The sequence below is a fragment of the Pantoea sp. genome, from assembly GCF_028283705.1.
Taxonomy (GTDB): domain Bacteria; phylum Pseudomonadota; class Gammaproteobacteria; order Enterobacterales; family Enterobacteriaceae; genus Pantoea.
On sequence record NZ_JAPWKD010000008.1, the window covers coordinates 122,685 to 136,111 of the forward strand.

The following is a 13,427-nucleotide window of genomic DNA, read 5'->3' on the forward strand; positions in this document are numbered from 1 at the left end:
GGTAGCAACGTTATGCCTGCGCCGATTCGTTATGTACAGGACAGTGCTGATTTCCCTGAGTCCGCCGATGTGGTGGTGATAGGTGGCGGTATCGCCGGCTCTGCCGCCACCTGGGAGCTGGCCCAGCAGGGGTTAAAAGTGGTGTTGGTGGAAAAAGGGCTGGTGGGCGCGGAACAGTCGAGCCGTAACTGGGGCTGGTGTCGCCAGCAGAACCGCGACGAGCGCGAACTGCCACTGATTATCTATGCGCTCCAGCGCTGGGGTGAACTCAATGCGGCCACCGGCGAAGAACTGGGCTTCCGCCGCAGCGGCCTGGTGTATGCGACGCGTAACGAAGAAGACATCGCGGCCTGGGAAAAATGGGGACGGATGGCCAAAAACTACGGGGTACGCAGCGACATGCTCAACGCGGAGCAGGCCAAAGCGATGACGCCTGGCAGCACCACCCCCTGGCTCGGAGGGGTGTCCTCACCCACTGATGGCCATGCCGAGCCACGACTGGCTTCCGCTGGGCTGGTGATCGGTGCGCAGCGTCTTGGCGCGCGGGTGTTCCAGCAATGCGCGGTACGTGGCCTGGACATTGCGGCAGGCCGGGTCTGCGGCGTGTGGACCGAGCGTGGCCTGATCAAAACCAGCCGGGTGATTTGCGCCGCCGGGGCCTGGACATCGATGTTCTGCCGCCGACACGGCATCGATCTGCCACTTGGCAATGTGATCGGCACTGCCTTCCGCACCCAGCCGATCGAGCAGGCGATTGCGATGCCGCTGTACACCCCCGGCTTTGCCTGCCGCCCGCAGATTGACGGCAGCTATACCGTCTCGGTGTCCGGTCGCGGTCGTCTTGAACCGGGTGCGCAGGGCATTCGCTACGCACGCCAGTTCTATCCGACCTTCAAAAGCCGCCGCAAAAACCTTAAATTCAATCCTGGCATCAGACCGTTCTTTTCTGGCCCGGAAGCGCTGGGCAGCTGGGAGTTTGATCGCCAGTCGCCGTTTGAACGGGTACGTATTCTCGACCCGGCAGCGGATGCCAGCATAGTGGAAGAAGGGCTGGCGGCGATGCGCAAAGAGTATCCGGCGCTGGCCAATCTTAAGCTGGCGCAATCCTGGGGCGGCATGATCGACAGCACCCCCGATGCCATTCCGGTGATCTCCACCGTGGCGAAACTACCGGGACTGGTGATCTCAGCCGGGTACAGCGCACACGGTTTTGGTATTGGTCCGGGGGCCGGGCGGCTGGCCGCCGATCTGGCGACCGATGGCACGCCGGTGGTGGATCCGACCCCATATCGTTATTCCCGTCTGGTTGATGGCAGTGGCCTCGACGCACCAGGCATGATGTAAGGAGCACAACATGAGTATCACACTACGCGCGATGACGGCGGACGACATTGAACAGGGTTTTGCCATGACGCAACACCTGAAGTGGCCGCACCGGCGCGAAGACTGGTTGCAGGCGCAACAACTGGGCGAAGGCGTGGTGGCCGAGGAGGACGGTGCTTACCTCGGCAGCGCCATCGGCTGGCGCTGGGGGGAGCAGTCCGCCACCATCGGGCTGGTGATCGTCAATGACCAGTTCCAGGGGCGCGGTGTCGGCAAACAGCTGATGCTGGCGTTGCTGGAGAAATTTCCTGGCTGCAACGTACGCCTGCACGCGACGGAAATGGGCAAAGGGCTGTATGCGAAGCTCGGTTTCAACGTTACCGGCCATATCCAGCAGCACCAGACGCGTGCGCTGGCAGCGGTACCGCAGGTGGCTATCCCGACCGGGATGACGCTGCGTAACGCCAACCCGGCGGATGCGGATTTGCTGACCGAACTGGATCACCAGGCGCATGGCATGTGGCGTCCGCGTTTGCTCAACCAGCTGATTACCAATAGCCAGACGGTGATGTTGCAGGACGCGCAACAGCGTATCCACGGTTTTGCCAGCCTGCGGCGTTTTGGTCATGGCTGGGCGATTGGCCCGGTGATTGCGCAAAGCCTTCCGGTGGCTCAGGCGCTGGTGGCCGCGCTGATGCAGGGGCTGGGCGGCGAATTTGTCCGCATCGATACCGATGGTGCACAGCCGCTGGCCGCCTGGCTGGTTACGCTGGGACTGGATCAGGTCGATGCTCCTACCACCATGATACGGGGAACGCCGTGGTCACCGCAGGTCGGTGAGATGCAGGCGTTCGGGTTGATGACCCAGGCGATGGCCTGATGCACATCGTTTATAAATCGGACCCGGTGCGCGGGGCGCACTGGCAACGCTGGCTGGCGCAGCATGCGCCGGATATCCGGCTGCATATCTGGCCAGAGATCGGCGATGCCGCGCAGGTGGAGGTGCTGATTGCCTGGCAGCCACCGGAAGATGTGCTGGCGACCTTTCCAAACCTGCAAGCGCTGCTGTCGGTAGGCGCGGGTGCTGACCAGTTTGACCTCAGCACGCTGCCGCCGGATCTGCCGGTGGTGCGCATGATTGAACCCGGCCTGACCCAGGGCATGGTGGAGTACGTCACTTTTGCCGTGCTGGGACTGCATCGCGATATGCCGCGCTACTTCCAGCAGCAGCGTGAACAGCAGTGGCAAACCCACAAAATACATACCGCCGGGGAGCGCCGGGTCGGGGTGATGGGGCTGGGTGAACTCGGCCAGGCCTCGTTGAAACAGCTGGTATCGCTCGGTTTTAATTGCGCGGGCTGGAGCCGCACACCTCGCGAAATCGATGGGGTGCGCTGCTGGCATGGTAGCGATCAGCTGGATGAATTTCTTGCCCATAGCGACATCCTGGTATGCCTGTTGCCGCTTACCGACAGTACGCGCGGGCTGCTCAATGCCGAACTTTTTGCCCGGCTGCCCCACGGTGCGGCGCTGGTGCAGGCAGGACGTGGGCCGCAGCTCAATGACGATCATCTGCTGGCGGCACTGGCGAGCGGTCAGATCAGTGCGGCGGTGATCGACGTGACCGATCCTGAGCCGCTGCCTGCCGGGCATCCTTTCTGGCACCATCCGGCCATCTGGCTGACGCCGCACATCGCCAGCCAGACGCAAACCGACAGCGCGGTGGCGGCGTTGCTCGACAATCTGCGTCGCTATCAACGCGACGAACCGATGGTCGGTGTTATCGATCGCAACCGGGGATACTGAAAGCATTTCCCTGCTGAAAGGCTGACGATTTTAACAGGAAATGCCGCTGCTCCGGCAATTACGGCAGCGTGAGAAACCAATGGGTTGCGATACTTGAGCCAACCGAACGTTACGTGGATGAGGGTTAAAAATGCAGAATGTCATGGCGGAACAGCAAACATATTCCGATAACAGCCTGTTACTGGACGCGCGTGAGCAGCATGTGCCGCGTGGCGTGGTCACCGCACATCCGCTGGTGATCGAGCGGGCAAAAGGCAGCGAAGTGTGGGACGTTGAGGGCAATCGCTACCTCGATTTCGTTGGCGGCATCGGTGTCCTTAATGTCGGCCATAACCATCCGGCGGTGGTTAATGCCGTCACCCGCCAGCTGGGCCTGGTGTCGCACGCCTGTTTCCAGGTGGTGGCCTATCCGGGCTATATCGAGCTGGCACAGCGTCTGAATCAGCTGGTGGGGAATGGTCAGCCGTTCAAAAGCGTGTTTTTCACCAGCGGCGCGGAGGCGGTAGAAAATGCGGTGAAAATTGCCCGTGCTCATACCCAGCGCTCTGGCATCATCGCCTTTGACGGTGCATTTCATGGTCGTACCTTGCTGGGGTGTACCCTGACCGGGATGAGCCAGCCTTACAAACAGAATTTTGGTCCGTTCCCGGGCGAGGTGTATCGCCTGCCATTCCCGAACGCGTTTTATGGCGTGAGCGATGAAGATTGCCTGCAAGCGCTGGATCAATTGTTTGCGGTGCAGATTGCGCCGGAACGCGTCGCCGCGATCATCATCGAACCGGTGCAGGGCGATGGCGGTTTCCTGCCTGCCGGTGCCAGTTTTATGCAGGCACTGCGCCACGTTACCGAGAAGCACGGCATTTTGCTGATTTGTGATGAAGTGCAGACCGGTTTTGGTCGTACCGGCAAAATGTTCGCCTTCCAGCATTCGGGTATCACCCCGGACCTGATCACGGTGGCGAAAAGCCTCGGTGGCGGTCTGCCCATCTCCGGCGTGGTGGGTAAAGCGGCGATGATGGATGCACCGTTACCGGGTGGTCTGGGCGGCACCTATGGCGGCAACGCGCTTGGCTGTGCGGCGGCACTGGCGGTGCTTGATCTGCTGGAAAATGACAACCTGCTGGCGCGCAGCAATCAATTGGGTGACAAGCTCAGTGCGCATCTGCACCAGCTGGCGGAAAAATATGCCTGTATCGGCGATGTGCGCGGCGTCGGCTTTATGCAGGCGGTAGAAATTATCGATTTCGAAACCAAACGCCCTGACGCGGTGATGACGCAGAAGATCCTCGACTGCGCCTGCCAGGAAGGATTGTTGCTGATTAAATGTGGTCTGCACCGCAGCACCATCCGCTTCCTGGCACCGCTGGTGACGACGGATTCGCAGCTGGAAGAAGCGCTGCATATCTTTGATATCGCGCTGGCACGCGCCAGTGGCCGACTCGGATAAATCCGGCTTCCTCATTGATATTGCTGAAATTATTCTCAGGCTTCCCGAAAATCGTGGCGTGCGTCAGTGCTGGCGCAGCCACATTAAAGCGTGATATACCATCGGGATAACCTGCACAGTTGGTCAACAATGAGGGGTGCTATGAACGGCTTAATGAAACTCGACCGCATCGATATCAACATCCTGGTGCAACTACAAAAAGATGGCCGTATCAGCAACGTCAACCTGGCCGACGCCGTTGGACTTTCACCCAGCCCCTGCCTGCAACGGGTGAAACGTCTGGAGCAGGCGGGTTTTATCACCGGCTATGAAGCGCATATCAATCTCACCAAAATTACCGATTCGGTGACGGTGTTTACCGAAGTGACGCTCTCCGGCCATCGCCGCGAAGATTTTATGAAATTCGAAAACGCGGTGCGTGATGTGGATGAGCTGATGGAGTGCCATCTGATCACCGGCGGTTACGACTATTTGCTGCGTTTTATTACCCGCAGCATTGAACATTACCAGGAAGTGATTGAAAAGATGCTGGATGCACAAATCGGCATCGATAAGTATTTCAGTTATATCGTGATTAAGTCGCCGATTATGAAAAGCAGCGTGCCGTTGAGGTCGCTGATCGCGAAGCAGAATTCGGTTGAGTTTGGGGTGTAGTTTCGTTTGCAACCCGGTGTTTTTGCGCGATAAATCGCGCCGCTACAAATAACAGCACGCTGTCGTAGCGGCGCGATTTATCGCGCATGGTCATTAGATCCGAAACCTACAGCATAAAATTTCTTTCCGGCACAAAATTCCCTTTATCTTAGTTGTTCAGGCTCCGGCTTCAGCCGTTATGCTTGCCCCGACGCCTTTAAACTCAATTCACCCCTTTACAAGGAGTTGCCATGGACGCCTTAACCATCCCCGCTCAGCAGTGGCAGCGCGATGACTTCACTCTCTCCACCGAACGTCAGCGCCTCGATATAGACTGGATTCATGATCAGCTGGCGGTGCGTTCGTACTGGGCAAAGGGACAGCCGCGAGCGAAAACCGAGCGCTCGATTGCCGGGTCGCTGCCGTTTGGCCTCTATCATCAAAATCAACAAATTGGCTTTGCCCGGCTGGTGACTGACTACACTCGCTTCGGCTGGTTATGTGACGTCATCATCGATGAAAACTGGCGCGGCCACGGCTTGGGTAGCTGGCTGGCGACTTGTGTGCGGGAGCACCCGGAGTTACAAACGGTGCGCCGCTGGATGCTTTCGACGAATGATGCCCATCAGCTGTACCAGCGCCTCGGCTGGCGTGTGGTGCAGGATCCGCACAAGCTGATGGAATTTCCGCTCTCCTGATAATGGGAAAACACCATGGGTTACCGCGTTGGCGTAGATATTGGCGGCTCCTTTACTGATTTCGCCGTCCTGAACGAGCAGACTAATCAGATTCACACCTTGAAAGTGTTATCGCGACCGGATCAGCCCGGCAGTGAGATTCTCACCGGGCTGGCGCAACTGGAACAACGCGACGGCATCGCACCACGGCAAATCGACTACTTCACCCACGGCACCACGGTGGGGATTAACGCGGTTATCCAGCGGCGCGGTGTCAAACTGGCGCTGTTCGCCACCGAGGGTTTTTGCGATGTGCTGGAGCTGGCGCGTCTGAAAATACCGCATATCCACGACCTGTTCTCACGCCGACCAGAGCCACTGATTTCCCGTGACCAGGTGTTTGCCATCAAAGAACGTACCGACCGTAATGGTGCCGTGTTGCAGGATGTCGATCATGACAGCGTGCTGGCGGGGATTGCTGGCGCGCGGGCGGCAGGGTGTCAGGGCATTGTGGTGGCGCTGCTGCACAGCTACCGCAATCGCCACAACGAAGCAGCGGTGAAAGCGATTATCAATGACCAGGCACCAGAATTGCTGACCTCCTGCTCAGCAGATATCTGGCCCATCATCCGTGAATACGAACGCACCATCACCGCCACCATTAATGCCTATGTTCAACCGATGGTGATCCATTATCTCGAATCCTTTGAACACGCCCTGAACACCATGGGAGTGACACCGCCGCCGCGTATCACCAAATCCAACGGCGGGGTGATGGGAGTGGAACAGGCGAAAAGCGAATGCGTGCAGATGGTGCTGTCCGGCACCGCATCTGGCGTGATGGGTGCCAGCTTCCTTGCCAGCGCCTGCGGCTTTGACAAAATCCTTAGCCTCGACATTGGCGGCACCAGTGCTGATGTGGCGGTGATCATCGATGGCCAGGTGGCACAGGGTAATGGTGAAATCATCGGTGATTTCCCGATCTATATCCCCTCGGTGGCGGTGACATCAGTTGGGCAGGGCGGGGGGTCACTGGCGTGGATCGATAATCAGGGCGTGCTGCACATGGGGCCGGATAGCGCCGGCTCCCTGCCCGGGCCGGTGTGCTTCCAGCGCGGCGGTACACAACCAACCGCCACCGACGCCTTTGCCGCCTGCGGCATGATCGGCCACGGCGATCTGGGCTACAACGCCGTCAGGGTGGACGTTGCCGCTGCACGCGCTGCCTGGCAACCGCTGGCGGAAACCCTGGGTATCCCGGTGGAGGAGACGGCGGAAACCGCTATCCAACTGGCGATTTCCAGCATGTACAGCGATACCAGCGGCCTGCTGTCGCGTTTTGGCCTCGATCCGCGTGAATTCTGGTTTCTCGCCTTTGGTGGTGCCGGTCCGATGATGGGCTGCTTCCTGGCGCGTGAACTGAATATGAAAGGGGTGATTGTGCCGCCGACGCCAGGCGTACTGTCCGCGCTGGGTGGGCTGGTGGCGGATATCCGCAATGATTTTATCCGTACCTTGTACAGCGATCTGGATGCCTTACTGGCGGATAAACTGGCGACAGAAGCGGAAGCGCTCAGCTTGCGCGCCCGTGGCTGGCTGAGTGATCAGCACGGTGGCGCGATGCCGTTCACCCTGCACTACAGCGCCGATATGCGCTATCGCGGTCAGTCATTCGAAATTGAAGTGATGCTGGAGGAGTCCTGGCTGGCGCAGGCCAATGTCAGCGCCTTACATGATGCCTTTGATCGCCAGCATAAACAGCTGTTTGGTCATTGCGATGCCAGCGCGCCAGTGCAGATCATCAATCTGCGGCTGGTGATCGCCTCGCCGACCCCCAAACCCACGCTGAATCGTCTGGCTGTGGCCAGCGGGCCGGTAGCCGTGGCGCAACAGACCCGCGCGTGGATCGACGGGGCAGAACATCAGGTTGATGTGGTGCTGCGCGCCAGCCTGCGTGCCGGACATCAGCTGACCGGGCCGGTGATTATTGCTCAGGATGACTGCACCACCTGCGTGCCACCGCACATGCAGGTATTGGTGGATGAGTTTGGCAACTTACTGATTACTCCACGGGAGGCGCACTAAGATGGCGATTGACGGACGTAACCTGCAAATTCTCGCCAACTATTGTGCGGCAGCGGCCGACGCGATGGCGTTTACCCTGATGCGCACCGCGCACTCCACTTTTGTCAAAGAGACGGAAGATTTCTCCTGCCAGATTGTCAGCCGGGACGGGCTGGCGTTTGCCTCACCGCGCAGCTTTGGCGCGCCCTGGTATAGCGGGATTGATTACGGTCCGGTGCTGACCCTGATTGACCATTATGACGAGGGAGATATCTGCATCACCAACGACTCCTACGCGGGCAACGTGGCAACCCACTCGCCGGATATCCATATCTGGAAACCGGTGTTTCATCAGGGGGAAATTGTCTGCTTTGTGGTGGGGCATATTCACAATACTGATGTGGGCGGCGCAGTCCCGGCTTCGCTGTCGCGTTCCCTGACCGATATCGTGCAGGAAGGCATCCGCATTCCGCCGCTAAAAATCATGCGTAACGGTGAGTTAAATGAAGAAGTAGCGCGCATTATGCGGCTCAACGTGCGTGTACCTGAGCAGAACTGGGGCGACTTCAAAGCCCAGCTTGCTTCGGTGAACGTGGGTGAGCGTAAAATCCACGAGATTATCGCCCGCTTCGGGGTGGTGGATTTTCTGCAAGGTATCGAGGGGATGCTGGAGTACGCCGAACGCCAGGCGCGCAGCATTATCGCCACCATTCCCGACGGTGAATATTTCTATGCCGACTTTGCCGACGAGGATGGTGAAGGGGGCTTCCCGTGCCGGGTGGCGATCACCCTGCGGGTGCAGGGGGAAACGCTGGAGCTGGATTACACCGGCAGCGATCCACAGCTGGCTTCCTCGCTGAATATGCCAACCGGTGGACGCGAACGTCACCCGCTGGCGCTGGTGGGTGTTACCTATGTGCTCTCCACGCTGGACCGTAACCTGTTGCTGAACGCGGGGACGCTGCGCCCGACGCGCGCCATTCTGCCACCGGGGACGGTGATGAACTGTGAAGCACCGGCGGCAGTGGGCATGCGTTCGCTGACCTGTGCTCTGTCGCAGATCGCCACCATCGGCGTATTTTCCCAGGCGATCCCCGAACGTCTGCCTGCCAACTCGCCGGGTGGCAACTCCATCATGAATATTCGCACCAGCGATGAAGCTAACCGCAGCGTAGTGGCATCGCTTGGTCCGGTGGGCGGTGGTGCGGGCGGTACGCCACGTCACGATGGCCCGGATGGATCCGGTGGTTTATCCGCCTTCCTGAAAAACACGCCGATTGAGATCAACGAAGCGGAAGTGCCAATCCATTTCCATCGCTATGGCCTGGTGCCTGACAGCGCCGGTGCCGGACGTTATCGCGGCGGCTTAGCCAGCGAGATGGTGTTTGAGGTTTTTGCCCCGGATACGCTGGTCACCGCCCGTAACCGTAATCGTTCGGTATTTGCCTCGGCGGGCGTGCTCGGCGGCGCACCGGGCGGTTTGTCACACTTCCGCACCCTGCGTGATGGCGACACCCTCGAACATGGCAACACCGATGTGATTCGTTGCCTGCCTGGGGATGTGATCGAGGTGTGTGGTCCGGGAGCGGGGGGCTACGGTCTGGCAGTGGATCGTGATGTGCAGGCGGTGCTGCGGGATGTGCGCTGCGGCTTCGTCAGTCTGGCGGCGGCCCGTGAGCAATATGGCGTGGCGATCGTTAATGACCAGGTTGACGAGGTCATGACCGCTGAACTGCGTCACGCCATGCGCCAGCCTGCTGCCGGACACTTTGATCACGGTGCGGCGCGTGACGCGTTCGAAGCGATATGGACACCGCAACGCTATCAGTTGCTGACCACCTTCCTGGCGGCTGCACCGGTTGGCTGGCGTCATTTTCTTAAGCATCAGGTGTTTAAGGCGGTGGCAGCGGATAGCCAGCCAGAGACGGGCATGGCGACGCAGATGCACGCCATCTTCAGCCAGTTGCGCCAGCGTTATCCTGCGATGATGATTTGATGACGCACAACACGCTAAAACCGTTGCGACTTTCCTGCCATGCTTAACCTCTTTGCCCGATGGCAGGTTCATTGGGCGTCTGACCTTTTCAGGAGAGTCTCAGCATGGCAACAGCAAAACATCCCGTATGGTTTATTTCCGGCTGCTCCACCGGCTTTGGTCGTGAACTGGCACAGCAGGCGATTGCGCGCGGTTTCCACACCGTGGTGACGGCACGCGATCCGGGGAAAGTGCAGGATCTGGTTGAAGGGCACAGTAATGCGCTGGCGGTGGCGCTGGATGTTACGCAGCAGGCCAGTATTGATGCCGCGGTAGCCAAAGCGCTGGCGACGTTCGGCACCATTGATGTGCTGGTCAACAACGCCGGATACGGTTATCAGAGTTCGGTAGAAGAGGGCGAGGATCAGGAAATTCGTGCCCAGTTTGATGCCAACGTGTTTGGTTTATTTGCTCTGACTCGCGCCATCCTGCCAGCGATGCGTCAGGCGCGCAGCGGGCACATTATCAATATCACCTCGGTGGCCGGATTTATGGGGTTTGCCAGCTCGGGTTATTACTCGGCCAGCAAACACGCGGTGGAGGGCTGGTCGGATTCACTGGCGCTGGAAACCGCCCCGCTGGGCATTCACGTCACCTGCGTCGAACCCGGCCCGTTCCGTACCGACTGGGCAGGGCGTTCACTGCATCAGACGCCGAGCAAGCTGCCGGAGTATGCCGAAACCGCCGCTGCGCGTATGAAAGCCACCTCCGAATATAGCGGCACCCAGGCGGGCGATCCGGCGCGCGCCGCCAGCGCGATGATTGCCATCACCGAAAACGCCACCCCACCGCGCCATCTGGTGATGGGGGCCTGGGGTTATGACGCGGTGACCAATAAGCTGAAAGAACGGCTGGCGCAGGTCGAGGCATGGAAACAAACGTCGATTGATACGGATTTTCCGCAATAATATTTAATATTTAGCGCGATAAATCGCGCCACTACAAATATGTGCAAAGTACCGTAGCGGCGCGATTTATCGCGCAATTGAAAATCACACCATCCTTTCAATTTCCTCGATCGGCACGGCCTGGCTGAACAGATAACCCTGCAACTGATTACAGCCGGCATCGGCCAGCGCGCTCATCTGGCCTTCGGTTTCCACCCCTTCGGCGGTGACCATTAACCCCATGGCGTGGCCGAGGCGTACCACCGATTCAATAATCGCGGCCGAATTCTGCGCCACCCCTAATGACTGCGTGAAGGAGCGGTCGATCTTGATTTTGTCCACCGGGAAGGTGCTGAGGTAATTCAGGCTGGAATAGCCGGTGCCGAAATCATCCAGTGCGATGCGGAAACCGGCATTGCGTAACGCGATGATGTTGTTGCGCGCCTCATGCTCATCCTCAATCAACACCCCTTCGGTAATCTCCAGCTCCATGTGCTGCGGATCGGCCCCTTCGGACTGGACAATTTCAATCATCCGCTCGACAAAGCCACTGGCGCGGAACTGCACCGGAGAAACGTTAACAGCGACGATCAGCTGCGGCATGCGTAGCGAGGTTTTGCAGGCTTCGCGCAGTACCCATTCGCCCAACGGGATGATCAAACCGGTTTCTTCTGCGATAGCAATAAACTCCCCGGGAGCGACCTCGCCGCGTGTGGGATGTTGCCAGCGTAACAGCGCCTCCAGGCCCACCACACGCTGGCCGCTGATCTCCATCAACGGCTGATACCACACCGCCAGACCGTCGTAATGCAGCAGCGCCTGGCGCAGATCGGCAGCGATTTGCTGGCGGGTGCGCAGCGATTCATCCATCGCCCGCTCAAACTGGCGATACTGACCGCGTCCGCCGTTTTTCGCTTCATACAACGCGATATCCGCTTTGCGCATCAACTCCAGGCGATCCAGCCCATCTTTTGGTGCCAGTGCCAGACCGATACTGGCTCCAATCCAGGCTTCACTGCCGAACAAATGGTAAGGCTCACTCAACGCACCGATGATGCGTTTCGCTACTGTCTGCACCTGGCCGATATTCTCCACATCCGGCATCACGATAATAAATTCATCTCCGCCGATGCGGCCAACGGTATCGCTGGCGCGCACCAGACCGGTCAGCCGATGCCCGACTTCGATAATCAAATCATCGCCCGCGTGGTGGCCGTAGGTATCATTGATATTCTTAAAACGATCGAGATCGATCAGCAACAACGCCACGCGGTGGTCATAGCGTGCCGCCATCGCCAGTGCCTGGCTGAGCCGGTCCTCCACCAGCGACCGGTTGGGCAGGCCGGTGAGCACATCATGAAACGCCAGATGCTGCGCCTGCGCTTCGCTGGCCCCCAGCCTGAGCAGGGATTGCGACAGATTCAGTGATGAGGTCCAGATACGTCGGACCATAAACAGACAGACCAGGGTAATCATCACCACCGAAAGCAGGGTGGACGGACCGATGGTGCGCAACATCTGCGCGCCGGGGCGGTCTGGCTCCCAGCTGATATAGCCCACCGGATCGCCTTGTTGCGAGTTCAGCAGATAGTGCGCCCGGTCATTGGGTTGCGGTGTGCTGCCGCTGAAATGCAACTGGCGCAGCTGGCTGCGCGTCGCCAGACGGTTCAGATAACCGTCATCGAGATATTTCACACTCACCAGCCGGTAGCGCCCAGCCAGACGGGAGTCACGGCTGATATCACCCACCGCAACTGAGGCGGCGCGATCGCCTATACGCACAAAATCGGCGCGATCTGCGGAATGGTCACTGGTGTGCAGCAGCGTACTGTCGAGCATCGCCTGCACCTGCTGCCCCACCTGGCGATCCGGCACCTGCTGGCCATTACGCCACACCTCAACCAGCTGATTATCCTGCCCCAGGATCAGGACCAGCTCATGGTCGAACATTTCATACAGCCAGTTGCCGACATTCTCATCCAGCCAGCCCTGATCCGGCTGCGGCAAATCCAGCTGATTAGCCAGCGGTGCCCAGCGCGTCAGGCTGCGCAGCTGGCGCAAATGTTCCGTCAGACTTTGGTCAAACGAAGCCTCAATCATTCGTTGCTGCTGTTCCTGGGCTTCGTTATTGGTCAGACGGGTGCCCCAGAACAGGCCAGCACCGGCACCGGCAAAGGTCAGCACCAGAATCGCCACTAACGGCAGGATCACTTCACGCACAAAGTTGCGCCGAAAACCGTCTGACAGTTTGATTGCATTAATCATTTTAAAGTTCGCGTAACAAGGAGGTGTCATGTTTTAACTTAGCAGAAGTCTGAAAAGCTGCATTGCACAAGGGTGGCGTAAATGGAGTGAAAATAACCGGTATTTTTTTGAGCAGCGTCACAAAGGCAACAGTTAAAAATTTTTTATTAAATTCCCGCCTGAATCACTCGCATCCTGCTGCCTTAAAGCAAATTCATCAGTGCGTCACTGAGCCGTCACGGAGTTGTCATTTGCCTGCGTCAAGGTAGTCGCCATCCCGCAGCGTCTCTGGCTGCGATTCCACAACCTTA

At 58.8% G+C, this 13,427-nt stretch carries 10 protein-coding genes; 9 read left to right on the forward strand and 1 reads right to left on the reverse strand.

Annotated elements, in window-relative coordinates; translation table 11 throughout:
- The first annotated feature begins 12 nt into the window (after positions 1-12).
- From PW844_RS06025 to PW844_RS06065, 9 genes are all read left to right on the forward strand, one after another.
- Complete coding sequence (locus PW844_RS06025; RefSeq protein WP_299449496.1) at positions 13-1,344, forward strand: FAD-binding oxidoreductase; 1,332 nt, start codon at positions 13-15, stop codon at positions 1,342-1,344.
- Between the two features lie 10 nt (positions 1,345-1,354).
- Positions 1,355-2,203, forward strand: coding sequence for a GNAT family N-acetyltransferase (locus PW844_RS06030; protein ID WP_299449497.1), 849 nt, complete (start codon positions 1,355-1,357; stop codon positions 2,201-2,203).
- Positions 2,203-3,129, forward strand: coding sequence for a glyoxylate/hydroxypyruvate reductase A (locus tag PW844_RS06035; protein ID WP_299449498.1), 927 nt, complete (start codon positions 2,203-2,205; stop codon positions 3,127-3,129). Before PW844_RS06030 ends, PW844_RS06035 begins: the two co-directional genes overlap by 1 nt.
- Before the next feature lie 130 nt (positions 3,130-3,259).
- A complete protein-coding gene (gabT, locus tag PW844_RS06040) occupies positions 3,260-4,576 on the forward strand; it encodes a 4-aminobutyrate--2-oxoglutarate transaminase (protein ID WP_299449499.1) in 1,317 nt (438 codons plus the stop codon).
- Between the two features lie 141 nt (positions 4,577-4,717).
- Entirely contained in the window at positions 4,718-5,230 is a 513-nt protein-coding gene (locus tag PW844_RS06045; RefSeq protein ID WP_021182786.1) for an Lrp/AsnC family transcriptional regulator, read from the forward strand.
- A 230-nt stretch (positions 5,231-5,460) separates the two neighbouring features.
- On the forward strand, positions 5,461-5,907 hold the full coding sequence (locus PW844_RS06050) for a GNAT family N-acetyltransferase (protein WP_299449501.1): 447 nt from the start codon (positions 5,461-5,463) through the stop codon (positions 5,905-5,907).
- 15 nt (positions 5,908-5,922) lie between these two features.
- Positions 5,923-7,971, forward strand: coding sequence for a hydantoinase/oxoprolinase family protein (locus tag PW844_RS06055; protein WP_299449502.1), 2,049 nt, complete (start codon positions 5,923-5,925; stop codon positions 7,969-7,971).
- Position 7,972: 1 nt separating this feature from the next.
- Positions 7,973-9,946 carry a hydantoinase B/oxoprolinase family protein gene (locus tag PW844_RS06060; protein ID WP_299449503.1) on the forward strand — a complete coding sequence of 658 codons (1,974 nt, stop codon included), beginning with the start codon at positions 7,973-7,975 and terminating at the stop codon, positions 9,944-9,946.
- A gap of 104 nt (positions 9,947-10,050) precedes the next feature.
- Positions 10,051-10,893, forward strand: coding sequence for an oxidoreductase (locus tag PW844_RS06065; protein ID WP_299449504.1), 843 nt, complete (start codon positions 10,051-10,053; stop codon positions 10,891-10,893).
- An 84-nt stretch (positions 10,894-10,977) separates the two neighbouring features.
- Here PW844_RS06065 and PW844_RS06070 read toward each other — a convergent pair whose 3' ends face one another.
- Entirely contained in the window at positions 10,978-13,137 is a 2,160-nt protein-coding gene (locus tag PW844_RS06070; protein WP_299449505.1) for an EAL domain-containing protein, read from the reverse strand.
- Positions 13,138-13,427: the final 290 nt, after the last annotated feature.